15 protein-coding genes are annotated in these 15,383 nt (G+C 64.0%); 9 read left to right on the top strand and 6 right to left on the bottom strand.

Annotation, left to right across the window (positions count from 1 at the left end; translation table 11 throughout):
* Nucleotides 1–137: 137 nt before the first annotated feature.
* The 4 genes from dgoD to ACS92L_RS14030 form a co-directional block, all read right to left on the bottom strand.
* The gene (gene dgoD, locus ACS92L_RS14045; protein WP_438765681.1) at nucleotides 138–1,286 is read right to left on the bottom strand and encodes a galactonate dehydratase; all 1,149 of its coding nucleotides are present in this window, start codon (nucleotides 1,284–1,286) and stop codon (nucleotides 138–140) included.
* 72 nt (nucleotides 1,287–1,358) lie between these two features.
* A complete protein-coding gene (locus tag ACS92L_RS14040; protein ID WP_438765680.1) occupies nucleotides 1,359–1,982 on the bottom strand; it encodes a 2-dehydro-3-deoxy-6-phosphogalactonate aldolase in 624 nt (207 codons plus the stop codon).
* Between the two features lie 35 nt (nucleotides 1,983–2,017).
* Complete coding sequence (locus ACS92L_RS14035; RefSeq protein WP_438765679.1) at nucleotides 2,018–2,986, bottom strand: 2-dehydro-3-deoxygalactonokinase; 969 nt, start codon at nucleotides 2,984–2,986, stop codon at nucleotides 2,018–2,020.
* Complete coding sequence (locus tag ACS92L_RS14030; RefSeq protein ID WP_438765678.1) at nucleotides 2,979–3,815, bottom strand: IclR family transcriptional regulator; 837 nt, start codon at nucleotides 3,813–3,815, stop codon at nucleotides 2,979–2,981. Before ACS92L_RS14030 ends, ACS92L_RS14035 begins: the two co-directional genes overlap by 8 nt.
* Before the next feature lie 145 nt (nucleotides 3,816–3,960).
* Here ACS92L_RS14030 and ACS92L_RS14025 point away from each other — a divergent pair, with 145 nt between their 5' ends.
* Nucleotides 3,961–5,382, top strand: coding sequence for a mechanosensitive ion channel family protein (locus ACS92L_RS14025; protein ID WP_438765676.1), 1,422 nt, complete (start codon nucleotides 3,961–3,963; stop codon nucleotides 5,380–5,382).
* Between the two features lie 46 nt (nucleotides 5,383–5,428).
* Here the strand turns inward: ACS92L_RS14025 and gloA are convergent, their stop codons facing one another.
* Both gloA and ACS92L_RS14015 read right to left on the bottom strand, forming a co-directional pair.
* Nucleotides 5,429–5,965, bottom strand: a complete 537-nt coding sequence (gloA, locus tag ACS92L_RS14020) for a lactoylglutathione lyase (RefSeq protein ID WP_438765674.1) — start codon at nucleotides 5,963–5,965, stop codon at nucleotides 5,429–5,431.
* Nucleotides 5,966–6,026: 61 nt separating this feature from the next.
* On the bottom strand, nucleotides 6,027–7,124 hold the full coding sequence (locus ACS92L_RS14015) for a M42 family metallopeptidase (RefSeq protein WP_438765672.1): 1,098 nt from the start codon (nucleotides 7,122–7,124) through the stop codon (nucleotides 6,027–6,029).
* Between the two features lie 330 nt (nucleotides 7,125–7,454).
* On the opposite strand from ACS92L_RS14015, the gene ACS92L_RS14010 reads away from it, so the two are divergent.
* From ACS92L_RS14010 to pcaG, 8 genes are all read left to right on the top strand, one after another.
* Entirely contained in the window at nucleotides 7,455–8,774 is a 1,320-nt protein-coding gene (locus tag ACS92L_RS14010) for a short-chain fatty acid transporter (RefSeq protein ID WP_438765670.1), read from the top strand.
* Between the two features lie 417 nt (nucleotides 8,775–9,191).
* Nucleotides 9,192–9,836 carry an OmpW/AlkL family protein gene (locus tag ACS92L_RS14005; RefSeq protein ID WP_438765668.1) on the top strand — a complete coding sequence of 215 codons (645 nt, stop codon included), beginning with the start codon at nucleotides 9,192–9,194 and terminating at the stop codon, nucleotides 9,834–9,836.
* 150 nt (nucleotides 9,837–9,986) lie between these two features.
* Nucleotides 9,987–10,520 (top strand): C40 family peptidase, encoded by a 534-nt coding sequence (locus tag ACS92L_RS14000; RefSeq protein ID WP_438765667.1) that lies wholly within the window; start codon nucleotides 9,987–9,989, stop codon nucleotides 10,518–10,520.
* 42 nt (nucleotides 10,521–10,562) lie between these two features.
* Nucleotides 10,563–11,426: an RsiV family protein gene (locus tag ACS92L_RS13995; RefSeq protein ID WP_438765666.1), complete on the top strand. Its 864-nt coding sequence runs from the start codon at nucleotides 10,563–10,565 to the stop codon at nucleotides 11,424–11,426.
* Between the two features lie 32 nt (nucleotides 11,427–11,458).
* Nucleotides 11,459–12,610, top strand: a complete 1,152-nt coding sequence (locus ACS92L_RS13990) for a lyase family protein (protein ID WP_438765664.1) — start codon at nucleotides 11,459–11,461, stop codon at nucleotides 12,608–12,610.
* A 243-nt stretch (nucleotides 12,611–12,853) separates the two neighbouring features.
* The gene (gene pcaDC / locus ACS92L_RS13985; RefSeq protein WP_438765662.1) at nucleotides 12,854–14,026 is read left to right on the top strand and encodes a bifunctional 3-oxoadipate enol-lactonase/4-carboxymuconolactone decarboxylase PcaDC; all 1,173 of its coding nucleotides are present in this window, start codon (nucleotides 12,854–12,856) and stop codon (nucleotides 14,024–14,026) included.
* A gap of 16 nt (nucleotides 14,027–14,042) precedes the next feature.
* Nucleotides 14,043–14,759: a protocatechuate 3,4-dioxygenase subunit beta gene (gene pcaH, locus ACS92L_RS13980; protein ID WP_438765661.1), complete on the top strand. Its 717-nt coding sequence runs from the start codon at nucleotides 14,043–14,045 to the stop codon at nucleotides 14,757–14,759.
* 4 nt (nucleotides 14,760–14,763) lie between these two features.
* Nucleotides 14,764–15,375, top strand: coding sequence for a protocatechuate 3,4-dioxygenase subunit alpha (gene pcaG, locus ACS92L_RS13975; RefSeq protein WP_438765659.1), 612 nt, complete (start codon nucleotides 14,764–14,766; stop codon nucleotides 15,373–15,375).
* Nucleotides 15,376–15,383: the final 8 nt, after the last annotated feature.

The following is a 15,383-nucleotide window of genomic DNA, read 5'->3' as shown; positions in this document are numbered from 1 at the left end:
GTAACGCGCTTGGCACAAACGCTACTTTTCGTCACCTTACAACGTCTTTCAAGCCACCACGACGCCCTTCAAACAAAAGGGCCAGCGCAGGGCCGGCCCATGGTAACGCGCATCAACGCTTGTGATCAGTACCCTGCCTACCACTCGGCAAAGCTGCCGTCGGCGTGACGCCAGATCGGGTTGCGCCAGCGGTGGCCGATCTCGGCGCGCTCGCGTACGTATTCCTCGTTGACCTCAACGCCCAGCCCCGGCCCCTGCGGGATCTTCACGTAGCCGTCTTCATAGGCAAACACCTCGGGGTTTTTAACGTAATCCAGCAGGTCGTTGCCCTGATTGTAGTGAATGCCCAGGCTCTGCTCCTGGATGAAGGCGTTATAGCAGTTGGCATCGAGCTGCAGGTTGGCGGCCAGCGCAATCGGCCCCAGCGGGCAGTGCAGGGCAAGCGCCACATCGTAGGCCTCGGCCATGTTGGCGATCTTGCGCGTCTCGGTGATGCCGCCGGAGTGGGACGGGTCGGGCTGGATGATATCCACATAGCCGCCAGCCAGAATCTGCTTGAAGTCCCAGCGCGAGAAGAGCCGTTCCCCAAGCGCAATCGGGATGTTGGACAGCGGCGCAATTTCCTTGAGCGCCTCGGCGTTTTCGCTGAGCACCGGCTCCTCGACGAACATCAGGCGATAGGGCTCGAGCTCTTTCATCAGCACCTTCGCCATCGGCTTGTGCACCCGGCCGTGGAAGTCCACGCCGATGCCGAAGTGCGGGCCGACCGCATCACGAATCGCCGCGACGTTGGCAATGACGCTGTCGACCTTGTCGAAGGTATCGACGAACTGCATCTCTTCACTGGCGTTCATCTTGATGGCGGTGAAGCCGCCGTCCATGCGCTCTTTTGCCATGCGCGCGGTATCGCCCGGACGATCGCCGCCGATCCAGGAGTAGACGCGAATGCGATCGCGCACCGCGCCACCCAGCAGTTCATGGACCGGCACGCCCAGCACCTTGCCCTTGATGTCCCAAAGCGCCTGATCGATACCGGCCAGCGCGCTCATGTGAATGGCGCCGCCGCGGTAGAAGCCACCGCGATACATCACCGTCCAGTGATCCTCGATGTGGCGCGGGTCCTTGCCGATCAGGTAGTCGGAAAGTTCGTCCACCGCCGCAGCCACGCTGTGGGCGCGGCCTTCCACCACCGGCTCACCCCAGCCGACAAAGCCCTCGTCGGTCTCGATTTTCAGAAAGCACCAGCGCGGCGGCACGATGAAGGTTTCCAGTCGGGTAATTTTCATGACAGTACTCGGCAGTTCATGGTCAAAAATGGATCAGCCAGACGTTGATCGGTCAGGGACTGACCAGCGGTCTCAGCGCTTGAGCGCCTGCCAGGCGTGCGCGAAGGCGCGGGCGTTGCGACCGACCTCTTCAGCACTCATGCCGGGCTTGTAAAGCGCCGAGCCCAGCCCGAAACCGCCGGCACCGGCATCGACAAATTCCTGCATGTTGTCGGGCGTGATGCCGCCCACCGGCAGAAGGGCCACCTCGGGCGGCAGCACGGCGCGCCAGGCCTTGATCACCTTCGGCCCCAGCTGCTCGGCGGGGAACATCTTGAGCACATCAGCGCCGGCGTTGAGCGCGGCAAAGGCCTCGGTCGGCGTGGCTACACCCGGGGCGCTGACAAGCCCGGCCGCCTTGGCGGACTGCACAATGCGCGGGTCGCCGTGCGGCGAGACAATCAGCTTGCCGCCGGCATGGGCCACATCACGCACCTGCTGCACGCGGGTCACCGTGCCGGCGCCGATCAGGCACTTGTCGCCCAGCGCCCGGTCCAGGCGCACGATGCTCTCCAGCGGCTCGGGCGAGTTGAGCGGCACTTCCATGATGCGAAAGCCGGCGTCATAAAGGGCCTGGCCGATGGGCTCGACCTCGTGCTGCGTCACACCGCGCAAAATCGCGATCAGCGGCAGCGTCTCCAGATACTGATTCAACATGGTCTGCTCCTTGTGAGCGTGAAACTCCGAGGCCATCAGGCCGGAGCAATCAGGCCGGCGCGGTGGGCAATTGTCATCAGCCCGCTAATGCTGGCGTCACTGATGGTCTCGACATCGCGGCATTCAAAAAATGACAGCGCCCGAACGTAGCGCCGGCACAGGGCGTCATCGCCGATCAGGGCAAGCTTTGGCCAGGGCTGATCACCCAGCGCGGCCGTGGCACTGCGGACTTCCTCCCCGATCAAAAGCCCGGAGAGATAGGCAAGGCTGGCCGCGGGGGCAAGTTCACCGGCCAGCACGCGGCTGCGCACGCTGAAAAGCTGCCCGGAGAGTCCGGCACTGCCGGCATCACGAGCGTTTTCAAGCCCTTCATCAAAGGCCTGTTGACTGGCCGCATCGCTGGCGTCTTCCTGACACTCGGCGGCCGGGCGGCCCAGAATCGAGTGCTCGCGCAGCACGGCGTAGAGCTCGCCGGTCATGTGGGTGGTGAATTCGACCAGAAGTTCATCCTCGATCAGGGCCCACTTGCTGTGCGTGCCGGGCATGACCAAAAGCGCGTTTCGGGCCAGCGACGGATAGCCCGCCATGACGCCGATCAGCTGGGTCTCCTCGCCGCGCATGACGTTGGGCAGCGCGCCGGTGGTGGCATCGCTGTGCTGCATGACACCAGGCACCAGCGACAAATGATCGATACCGGTGTCGATGGTGAGCAGTCCGGCGGCGATGGCATCGGCATCGGCCGGGGCGTCCACATAGGGGACTTCATGCCAGCCGCCGCGGCTGCCGATCATACCGCAGGCCAGCGCCGGCAGATCGGGGTGGGCGTCGCGCCACTCGCCGACCACGGTTTGATAGGCGCGGGCGAAATCGCCCTCCGGGGTGTGCAAAATGCCCCAGGGCTCGTGGCGGCTGTCCAGCACCCGGCCCTGGCGGTCCAGCAGCCAGGCGCGCAGTGACGAGGTGCCCCAGTCCAGCGCAATCAGACAGGGAGAGGTGTCATTCATGAAAGGCTCCCGCAGAGGAAGAAAGGGACGTATCGGGTCGGGCGATCCGGGTTGAAAGCCGCGCGGCGGCGTCGCGCACTTTCGGGCCAAGCTCGGCGAGGCGTGCATCCGACATCCAGGGCGTGGCGCTGGCAATGCTGATCGCCGCGATGATCACGCCGCGTTCGTCACGCACCGGCGCGGCCACGCAGCGAATGCCGCGCTCGTTGTCTTCCAGATCCAGCACCACGCCGGTGTGGCGGTAATCGATCAGCCGCGTGCGGTAATCCGGCCAGTCCGGTACTTCAAGCGGCGACAGCCCCGCCACGAGGAGATCAGGCTGGCGCCGTTGGTGATCACGGGCCTGCGTGTAGAGGCGCTGCCACTCATCTTCACCGAGATCAAGCATCAGCGCCCGACCCACCCCGGTCAGTGCCAGCGGCAGACGAAGCCCCGGGCGCGAGCGCATCTCGAGCCCGCGCGAGCCACGAATCTTGTCGAGATAGACCACGTCATCATGTTCGCGAACGCCCAGATGCACGCTGTCACCGCACGTCTGCGCCAGCGCTTCAATGATCGGGCGCGCAAGCGCGGCCAGCGGCATCTGCTCACGGGCGTGGGCACCGAGCGTGGCAAGCTTGAGCCCCAGCTGATAGCCCTGTGCATCGTGGCGCAGATAGCCGGCGTGAACCAGTGCCGACACCAGCCGGTGGGTGGTGCTGCGCGTGCACTGGATACGCTCGCCGATGGCGGCCAGGTCGTGATGGCCCTCAAAGACGGCGTCGATAACGGTCAGACCGCGCATCAGCGCCTGTGCCCCGACCGGATGAGAAGCAGAAGAAGTGGTCATGACCCTGAGTGTACGCCTGAAACGGCCTTGTCCCAACATGTAGACGCCAATCCCATATTGTGGGAAGTGTTGGCATGATACGAAGGTCTCGATCCTGTACTAAGGTCAGAAAAGCCCCCATGTCCCCTGCGACAGGATCCAATATATGCAAGACACGCTGATTGCCTGGTTGACGCCCCTGCCCCGCTGGAGCCTGGCGCTGGTGGCCCTTGCCGCCGCCGTAACGGTTCATGGCGGACTCAAGGTTCTGCATATTCGCCTGCGCCGGCTGGCGCACGGGCGCTTTCATCTACTCAACGTCGCCGCGCTTGCCGTGCATCCGCCGCTGGTGTGTCTGGTGTGGTGCTATGGCGTGATGGTGGCACTGTATTATCTGGTGCCCGGCGCGCTGGGCTGGCAGCCCACCATCATGACGCTGGCCAACGTGATCGGCGTGTTTCTGGGGTTCTGGCTGTTCGTGCGAGTATCCCGGCGTGTGATTGCGGTGATGGATCGCTGGTCGGACACGCGCCACGGCTACTTCGAGCGCTTTCTGGCGCCCTTTCTGGCCCGGGCTGCCGCGGCACTTTTCCCGATCTTTCTGCTCTTTTCGCTGTTCCCGCTTTTTGTGACCTCCGAGCGCTTTGATATCGCCATTCACAACGTCACCAGCATGCTGCTGATCATGAGCATCGCCGGCGTTCTGGTGCACGGCGTCAATATCGTCGAGCGCGCCCTTCGCGAGCATTACCGGGTCGATGTGGCCGACAACCTGGCCGCGCGCAAGGTGCACACCCAGATCGCGGTGCTGCGCAAGATCATCAACTTCATCATCGTGCTGGTGGCACTGGCCTCGATGCTGATGCTCTTTGACCGGGTCCGCCAGCTTGGCACCAGTATTCTGGCCTCGGCCGGTATCATGGGGGTGGTGCTGGGCTTTGCCGCGCAGAAGGTGTTCGGCAACCTGCTGGCCGGCGTGCAGATCGCCATGACCCAGCCGATTCAGCTCGATGATGCAGTGGTGGTACAGGGCGAATGGGGCTGGATCGAGGAGCTGACCCTGACCTACGTAGTGATCCGGCTGTGGGACTGGCGCCGGCTGGTACTGCCGATCAACTGGTTTCTCGACAACCCGTTCGAGAACTGGACGCGGCGCACCAACGACCTGATCGGCAGCGTCTTTTTGTATGCCGACTTTTCGCTGCCGCTGGACGCGCTGCAGGAGGAAGCCACCCGCATCGCGCAGAACTCGCCGCTTTGGAGCGGTGCGGTATGCAAGGTACAGCTTCTCGAGATGACCGAGTACAACATGCAGCTGCGCGTGCTGGTCAGCGCCCGCGGCGGTGGCGACACCTTTGATCTGCGCTGCGAGATGCGCGAAGGGCTGATCCGCTTTATCGCCCGCGAATATCCGGATGCCTTCCCGCGCATGCGCGTGATCATGCCCGATCGCAACAGCCTGCACGGCGAGCGCGAAGAGGATGAACCACAACAGCGCCACGCCCCGAGTGGTGAGGCGACGCTGACCCAGACGCCGGAGGACGCCCCGGCGGAGGATCGAACGCCCAACGGACCGGGCCCCGGCTGACGGCGCCGGCGCACGGCTGTTTTAAAACCCGATACGGCGTCGGGCGTTACTGCCCGGCGCCGGCCATCAGCTCGGCCTGGATCACCTCGATCCAGTAGCCGTCCGGGTCCTTCACGAACACCACGTTTTTCATTTTGCCGTCATTGGCGCGCTTGACGAACTCGACGCCCATGTCCTCGAACCAGGTCTCGGCGCTTTCCAGATTGGGCACGTTAAAGCAGATATGCCCGTAGCCCTGCGGGTCCGAGTTGCCGTTGTGATAGGCAAACTCCGGGTCGTCCTCGGTACCCCAGTTGTGGGTCAGCTCCAGAAGCCCGCGCTGGCTGAAGGTCCAGATCGTGCGCTCGTCCGGGTCCTCCGGCACGCTGTCTTCCGGCGAAAGCTGGGTCAAAAAATAGAGCGTGAATTGCAGCTCGGGGAAGTCGAGCTTGCGCAGCAGGCGCATGCCGAACACGTGGGTATAAAAGTGCAGGGCGCGCTCCGGGTCCTTGATGCGCACCATCGAATGGTTGAGTGTAAAGCCCGCGGCGGCCGTGGGGATTTCCTCGGCCACGCCCGGGGCCTTCTCGGTAAAGGTGGTCATGATGACTCCCGAAAGTGATATCCGTACTGACACACAGGGGCATTACGCCCCTGCGTCGCGCTCAGTCAAAATAGCTGAACGTCTCGCCGTCCTTGATGTTTAAAAGCGTGTCGTAGATCAGGCGAATGACGTTTTCGACGTCCTCGCGCTGCACCATCTCAACGGTGGTGTGCATGTAGCGCAGCGGCAGCGAGATCAGCGCCGAGGCCACGCCGGTGTTGCTGTAGGCAAACGAATCGGTGTCGGTGCCGGTGGCGCGCGACTTGGCGACCCGCTGGAAGGGAATCTCGCCCTTTTCGGCCACTTCCAGAATGCGCTCGCGCAGGCGATTCTGCACCGCCGGAGCCCAGGCAATCACGGGGCCGGCGCCCATCTTGTTGCTGCCTTCCTTTTTGGGATCGATCATCGGCGTGTGGGTGTCGTGGGTCACATCAGTCACGATCGCCACGTCCGGGCGGATGCGCTCGGCGATCATCTGCGCGCCGCGCAGGCCCACTTCTTCCTGCACCGAATTGACGATGTAGAGGCCGAAATCCAGCGTCTTGCCGTTTTCCTTCAAAAGACGGGCTACCTCGGCAATCATGAAGCCGCCCATGCGGTTATCCAGCGCGCGGCAGACAAACTTGTTGCCGTTGAGCACGCTGAAGGTGTCCGGATAGGTGATCACGCAGCCCACGTGCACGCCGAGCTTTTCGACCTCGGCCTTGTTGTCACAGCCCACGTCGATAAAGATGTTATCGGGCTTGGGCGCCTGCTCTTCGCTGCCCGGGCTGCGGCGGGTATGGATCGCCGGCCAGCCGAACACGCCTTCGACGATGCCGTTTTTGGTATGGATATTGACCCGTTTGGAGGGCGCGATCTGATGGTCGCTGCCGCCGTTGCGGATCACGTAGAGCAGCCCGTCATCGGAGATGTAGTTCACATACCAGCTGATCTCATCGGCGTGGCCTTCGATCACGACCTTGTACTTTGCGTCCGGGTTGATCACGCCGACCGCGGTGCCGTAGGTGTCGGTGAAAAACTCATCGACCCACGGACGCAGGTAGTCCATCCACAGTTTCTGGCCTTCCCACTCATAGCCGGTGGGGGAGGCGTTGTTGAGATAGCGCTCGAGAAATTCCAGCGACTGATCGTTTAAAAGGGTGCTTTCATCACTCATGGTGCGTCCTGTTCGTGCGGTGATTCCGGGATCTGTCGATCCGTACGCCCTGACCATGGCGTGAATATGCCCGGGCGTCCAGTGTCGGGCCCTCACGGACAGGGGACATGGCCCCGGCGGCGTTTTTCCCGAGCCCCTGATGAAAAAGCACTTCAGCACGCACTCGATGTCCGAAACGGCCGAGAATGTTGCCGAGCAGTTCAATATCTCGCGCAAGGATCAGGATCGCTTTGCCCTGTGCATCATGTACCTCGGCGTCGGTCAGGGCGTTGCCACGGCGCTGGAACGGGTCCAGGCCCATTATCTACACGCATGTAGCGGGGAAGCACCATGGAAGCCATTACCAGTGTCTCGGTTCGCATCGTTCAGCGCTATCTGCCCAGCGCGTTCGTACTGGCAGTGATGCTGACCGCCATCGTGTTTGCCCTCGGCATGGGCATTACCCGCCAGTCGCCCGTCGATATGGTGGGCTACTGGGGGGATGGCTTCTCGACGCTTTTCCAGTTCGGCATGCAGATGACGCTGGTGCTGCTGACCGGCTACGTGCTGGCCCTGACGCCGGTGGTGCAGACGGCGCTGTCCGGTCTGACCCGACGCGCCGGCTCGCCACGTCAGGCCATTTTGCTGACCATTGTGGTCAGCTTTGTCTGTTACTACCTCAACTGGGGCTTTGGCATGGTGGCCGGTGCCATTCTGGCGCGGGAGATGGGCCAACGGGTCGCCGGCATCCATTTTCCCTTGCTGGTGGCGGCGGCCTACGGTGGCGAGCTGGTGCGCGGCCCGTCATCGTCGATCCCGCTGGTCATCGCCACCCCCGGGCATTTCATGGAAGACGCGATCGGCATTGTGCCGGTGTCGCAGACGCTTTATTCCGGCTGGAACATTGGCCTGACGCTTTTGCTGCTGGCGCTACTGCTGGCCTTTTTCGCCCGTCAGAAACAGCCCGAGCACATCGTCACGCTGCAAATGACCGAAAAGGATGCCGAGCCCGCCGCACAGGCAGACGAAAGCGACGGCACGCCGTCGGATCGCATTGAACAAAGCCGCCTGCCGACCCTCTTTCTGGGGGCCATGGCAGCGCTCTACCTGATCGCGCGCGCCATGACAGAAGGGCTGAGCATCGATCTCAATACCGTGATCATCTTCTTTCTGGCGCTGGGGCTTTTACTGCATCGCAGCCCGAAGGCCTATCTGGCCGCGGCAGAAAAGGGCGTCAGCGCCGCCCGCGGCATTATCGTGCAGTTTCCTCTATATGCCGGCATTGCGGGCATGATGACCGGGTCAGGGCTGGTCACGCATTTCTCGGAGGCCGTTATCGCCCTGGCCACGCCTGCCACATTTCCCATCCTGACCTTTTTGTGTGCCGGCATCGTCAATTTCTTCATTCCTTCCGGCGGCGGTCAATGGGCCATTCAGGGGCCGATCATGATGGAGGCGGCAGCGGCCATTGGCGCCGATCCGGCCCAGACCATCATGGCCTTCACCTGGGGAGACGGCTGGACTAACCAGATCCAGCCGTTCTGGGCGCTGCCGCTGCTGGGCGTGGCGGGTCTTTCGGCGCGCGACATCATGGGCTATCTCCTCGTCTGGCTGGTGATTTCAGGGCTGGCCATCGGCGGCGTCTTTGCCGTGCTGGCCGTGTTTGGTTAGGCGGGCGCTGCCTGTTCCACACTCGAATTACCGGCGTTGGAACATCAGGAAAACCCTATGAGATTCACGCCGTATCAGGGCTGAACGTCTGCTGACCCCATGCTGGTTCAGTGCCCCCTTTCGTTCAGCCCTCTCCCCGCGCAGGCTCTCCCTGAGCCGGCACCTGAAGACACACCGGTGAAACGCCACCGATGTGTTAATGACCTGCTCTCACTTGGTTTATCCCTCCTGCCTGAAATGATTCGGGCATGCCACCTGTGCGCCAATGTTCTGTTTTGAGGTGTTTTGACGTGCGTCAATAAATGAACAGCGTTCGCTTGTCACAATGTCTGAAAGCAACCACGGGTCGGGTCAGGTGCAGCTTGCCTGAGGGGTACTCGAGCCACGCCAGAAAAACTGTTCAGGGGAACCACACACATGCGCGCGCTGCCACTCATTTCCATAGCCGCTCTGGCATTCACGGCCACCATGGGCACCGCCCAGGCTGCAGAATCCACCTACGGCCAGGGCGATTTCTTCACCCGCGCCGGCCTTGCCAAGGTGTCCCCGAAGGATGACAACGGCGATTACGATTCACTGGGCGTGGACAAGGTCGACGTCAAGGACGGCCGCGGCTTCGCGATCACCTTTGGCTATCGTTTTCTCGACAACTGGGGCGTCGAACTGCTGGCCGCGCAGCGCTTCAAGCATGACTTCAATCTGGACGGGGACAAGGGCGGCTCGGTCAAACACCTGCCGCCGACCCTGACCCTGCAGTATTACCCGCTGGGCGGCACCGATTCCGTGGTACAGCCCTACGTCGGCGCCGGCGTAAACTACACCCGCTTCTCGGCGGAAAGCGTCGACATCGAAGGCGCCAGCCTCGAGATGAAAAACTCCTGGGGCTGGGCCGGCCAGCTCGGCGTGGACTTTTTGATCAACGAGCACTGGGCCGTCAACGCCGCCGCCTGGTATCTGGACATCGACTCCAACGTCACCGCCCGCGCCGGCGGCGAAAGCTACAAGACGCACCTGGATATCGACCCGGTCGTCATCATGAGCGGTATCAGCTACCGCTTCTAACGACCACGACCCTTTTTGCGCCGCTCTCTCGACCGGCGCAGACCCGACGGTTTCGGCCTGCCGTCGGGTTTTTTTATGCTCTGAAGGGCTCGAAAACGCATGACGCCCGCGGTTACTATCAGGGCATTCGCTGCCCATCGGAATCTGCTCATGCTTTTGTCTGTCGTCTCGCGTTTCTCCTGCCCTGCCCTGCGCCCGATACAGCGCCTGCGTGACATGTCACTGCTGTTCACAGCCCTGTGGCTTGCCGGCTGTGCCGGTACGCCCGAGATGCAGACCACTGACATGATGGGGCCGATTTCCGGACAGCAGGATCTCTCGATCGAGCGAGTGCTGGTGATGAACCACGCCCGCGACGCACTGGGCACGCCCTACCGATATGGCGGCACGACGCCGTCGGGCATGGACTGCAGCGGCCTGACTCAGGCCAGCTTTCTGGCCGCCGGCATCGACATTCCCCGCACCTCGCAGCAGCAGTTCGACGGGCTCGAGCGCATCAAACGCGCCCGCCCGGGGGATCTGATGTTTTTCGGCTCGGGGAGAAGCGTCAGCCACGTCGGGATCTACATGGGCGACAACCAGATGATCCATGCCCCGGGCAGCGGGCGTCAGGTTACCCTGGCCAGTCTGGATAATCGCTACTGGCGCAGCCATTATCGCGGCGCCGCTGCCCCGGCACCCTGAACGCTCCTATACTGCGACCACCCGTTGGAACAGAGACACCCCATGATGACCTCAACACGCTACCGATGGCTGGCCGTGCCGGCACTGCTGCTCACACTCACCGCCTGCGACCAGACCGGCGATGACCAGACCGTTGATGATCGGGACAGCGCCTCGACCACCATTGAGGCCACCGACACGCCGGATCAGCAGCAGGGCCTCTCGCCCACCTTCGTCAACCGCACGCTCACGCCACCGGACTGCGAAGGCGATGACTGCGCCAGTGTCGAGGTTCGCACGGTCGAATTCGACAACGACCCGGCACTGACCGATGAGGTGGCGCGACGCCTGGTGCGCATGGGCAGCCCGATCAGTGATGCCTCGGTGGATGAGGACGCGCTGCCTGCGACGGTAGACGCCTACGCCGAGGATTTCTTCGACCAGAGCGCCCGCGCCAACGAAGAAAGCGACAACCCGCGCCCCTATCACACCTCGCTGGAAGCCAGCCAGATCGGTCACCACGACGATCTGCTGGTTCTCGAGCTTCAAAGCTATGTCATGACCGGCGGCGCCCACGGCCTGCCGGGCACGGCCTATATGGTCATCGATGAAAGAACCCGTCAGATCGTGACGCTGGACGACATGCTCAAGCCAGGGCAGAAGCCGGCTTTCGAGGCAGCGCTGGAAAGCGCCTGGCAGCGCTGGATGAAAGACAGCGAACAGGCACGCGATCTCGACCCCGAAGACTGGCCGTTCTCGCCCAGCGACAACGCCGCCCCGCTCGAGGACAACATGGCCGTCACCTATGGCGTCTATACCCTGGGGCCCTACGCCATCGGCCAGCCGACACTGACCATTCCCTACAGCGATCTCGACGGCGTTTTGAAGCCGCGATTTGTGCCCGAAGCAGACGCTCGGCAGCACTGATCCGGCAATCGACTCAAGCGTCAGGAGGCGTCATGTCACGCGAGCTGTTGCAGCATCCCTTTATGAGTCGGGCGGCGCTTGAGCACTTTGATACCCCGGCGCTGATCGAGGCCATGCTGGCCTTTGAGCTGGCGCTGGCGGACAGCGAGGAGCACCACGGCATCTTGCCGGCCGGGACGCACCGGGCGATGGCGCACCATCTGACGCCGGCGGTGTTCGACGCCGCCGCGCTTGAGCGTGATACCGTGCTGGGCGGCAACGCCGCGATACCGTTTGTGCAGCAGGCGAAGGCCGCGCTGCCCGAGACGCTGCGACAGTGGTGTCATCACGGCGCCACCAGTCAGGACGTGCTCGATACGGCCCTGATGCAGCTCAGCGCGCAGCGGCTGCCGGTACTGCTGGGCCTTGTCGAGCGCAGTCTGGACGCGCTGGCGGTGTTGATGCGCGCCCACACTGATACCGTCATGATCGGCCGCACCCTGATGCAGCAGGCACTGCCCACTACCTTTGGCGTGCGCGCCGCGCAGTGGGCGGTGCAGCTGGATGAAGCGCGCGGCCGACTGGCCGATATCGATGCCGCGGGTCTGCCGGTCCAGTTTGGCGGCCCGGTGGGCGTGCACGGTGGCCTGCCTGACGGTCTGGCGGTCATGGCGACGCTGGCCCAGCGGCTGGGCCTTCGCGCGCCCCTGCTGCCCTGGCATACCAACCGTCAGCCGATCCATGCCCTGATGACGGCCCTTGATGGCCTGGCGGTCGCCGCCGACAAGATCGCCGGCGATATCATTCTGCTGGCCCAGAGCGAGCTTCAGGAGCTTTCAGAGCCTGCCGGTGAGGGCGTGGGCGGCTCCTCCTCCATGGCCCACAAGCGCAATCCCGTGCGCGCTACCCTGATCCGCGCCGCCAGCCGGCGCATTCACGGCCACGTGACCACCGTCATTCATGCCGCCAGCCAGCCGCTGGAGCGCGCCGCCGGCGAATGGCACAGCGAATGGACGGCGCTGATCGACACCCAGCAGCTTCTTGAAGGGGCGCTTGAGCAGCTTGCCGTCATTGCCGAAGGGCTGGAGGTCCATGGTGAGGCCATGGCACGCCATCTCGCCGTGACGGTCCCGGCCGATGCCGTCGTCGATACCGGCAGTAGTCATGCTCAGATCCAGCGAGTGCTTGCCCATCTGTCCCGATAGCGGGGCGCTGTCCACCACACTTTGGCCACCCCCTTCTACCGTCTTCCCTGCATCTGCCTGAGGGGTCGTAAGACTTTCCGACCTTCCCCCGAGCAACAATCGTCTAACGTGCGCGCATTTGTCGCTGACAGGCGCACATCGGCACACCTGCTGCCGACCGCCCCCACCAGAATGCAAAAGCCCCCCTGACCATGGGCGGGCACCTTCGGTTGCCATCGCGACGCCTTCCTCTGCGAGGTCATCATGCGCTTTCTTGTTCGACATCAGCGCCGGATTGCCTGGCGCCTGACCGGCCCCGAGGCAGCACCGCTTTTGATGCTGGCCCATCCATTGGGCATGCATCAGGGCATCTGGGATGAACTCGTCTCTCACCTGACGTCCCATTTTCGAGTATTGAGCTGGGACCTGCCGGGCCACGGCGCCAGCGCCGGTATCACGGCACCCGTGACGCTTGAAGGTCTGGCCGATGACGCTCTGGCGCTGGCCGATGCAGCCGGCGCCGAGCGCTTTCACTTCGTGGGCACCTCGATCGGTGCCGCCATCGGTCAGACCCTGCTGCGCCATGCGCCCGAGCGTTTGAACCGGCTGGTGCTGACCAGCACCGGCGCCACCCTCGCCACGCCGCAGTCCTGGCACGACCGCGCCGGGCGCGTTCGACGCGATGGTCTGCCTGCCATGGCCGCCGGCATTGCCGAACGCTGGTTCTCGCCGGCCACACGGGCCGCTGCCATCGATCTGGTCGAGGGCTGGACGGATCAGCTCGCCCGAAGCGACGGCGAAAGCTATGCCCGGATCTGCGAGGCGCTGGCAGGCTTTGCCACTTCACGCAACGAGCTGGCGGCGGTACTGCCACCGCTGACCCTGCTGGGCGGCCGGGACGATCCGGCCACCCCGCCGGCGGGTCTGGAGGCGCTGGGCCATCTGCTCGATGAAGCCCCCGTGATCCTGCTGGACAACGTCGGCCATGTGCCCGCCGTCGAGGCGCCCGAGACCATGGCAGGCCATCTCCACACGGCGCTGCGCGAGCCGCTGACGCCGCGTCAGGAGGGCGTCAGCTTCGAGGCGGGTCTGGAAGTGCGCCGCCGGGTGCTGGGCCCTGACCACGTGGCACGCTCGCTGGCCGGCGCCACCGAACTGGACATGCCCTTTCAGTCCCTGATTACCCGCACCGCCTGGGGTGAGCTCTGGGGTGACGAGACGCTGTCGGTCACCCAGCGCAGCATGATCACGCTGGCGATTCTGGCCGCGCTGGGCCGCGACGGTGAGCTGACCCTGCACCTGAAAACGGCCCATCGCACCGGCGTGACACAAGCTCAGCTGCGCCAGGTTCTGACGCATGTCGCAACCTATGCCGGCGTCCCGGCCGCCAACCACGCGTTTTCACTGGCCCGCCAGCACGGCTGGAGTGATCAATGACAAGGATGACGTCACCATGCCCGTCGATTCCGATTACGGTTTCAACCCGACCCTCAATGGCCCGGTAGAGCAGCACCAGCCCCCACAGGTCTTTGACGCCTACCAGTCCACGCGACTGCGCGGGCCCCGCAACAATCTCATCATTACCCGGGGCGGTCTGGCCGAGCGCACCGCGCCGGTCTACGGCCATCACAACCTGGGGCGCGAGGACAGCGACCTGACCGTTCAGCACGATGGCGCCCCGCTGGGACAAAGGATCGTGATCGCCGGGCAGGTACGCACCACCGACGGCCAGCCCCTGCCCCATGCGCTCATCGAGCTGTGGCAGGCCAACGCCTCGGGTCGCTATACCCACAAAAAGGATCAGCACCCGGCCCCGCTGGACCCCAACTTTTCCGGCGCCGGTCGCACTCTCACCGATGCGCAGGGGTATTACCGCTTTATCACCATCGCGCCCGGCGCCTATCCGTGGGGCAACCACTTCAACGGCTGGCGCCCGGCGCATGTCCACTTCTCGGTGCTGGGGGCGGCCTTTTCCCAGCGCCTGATCACGCAGATGTATTTCCCCGGCGACCCGCTTCTGGCCATCGACCCGATCTTCATGGCCAACCCCGACCGGCGCGTGCGCGAGCTGATGGTCGCCCGCTATGACCGGCGCTTTGATATCCCCGGTCAGGCGCTGGGCTATCGCTTTGACATGTTCCTGGGCCCCCACGGCACCCCGCTGGAGTAACCACATGACCCACCGCGAGACCTCTGAGCACATCCCGACCCCGCAGGAGATCATGCAGGCCGAGCACGAGGCGCCCGCCCGGCCGGCGCATCTGCCCACCGGCACGCAGACCGTTGGCCCCTTTTTCCACGAGGCGCTGCTGCCCAGGGGTGATATCACCCTGATCCGGGGCGATGATCTGCCCCCGGGCCGGCGCATTCGACTTGAAGGACGGTTGCTCGACGGCGCCGGCGCGCCGGTCAACGACGCCATGCTGGAGCTCTGGCAGCCCGACGGCGCAGGGCACTTTCATACCGACGCCGCCCGGGCCGATTTCGACGGCTTTGGCCGTATCGCCACCCGGGAGGACGGCAGCTTCTCGGTGGCCACGCTCAAGCCGGGCAGGGCGGGCGAAGAGGCCCCGCACATCGCAGTACACCTGATGGCTCGCGGTCTGCTGCACACGCTGGCCACCCGGATCTATTTCGAGGATGAAGACAACGACGCCGACCCGGTACTGACCGGGGTACCCGCCGAGCGCCGTGCGACCCTGCTGGCCCGATGCGAGACAGACGGGGTCTATCGCTTTGACATTCATCTTCAGGGCGCACGCGAGACGGTGTTTTTCGAGCATTGATCCCAGGC

The sequence above is a fragment of the Kushneria halocnemicola genome (assembly GCF_965650455.1).
In the GTDB taxonomy this organism is placed as follows: domain Bacteria; phylum Pseudomonadota; class Gammaproteobacteria; order Pseudomonadales; family Halomonadaceae; genus Kushneria.
This window is presented reverse-complemented; position numbering and strand designations above follow the sequence as displayed.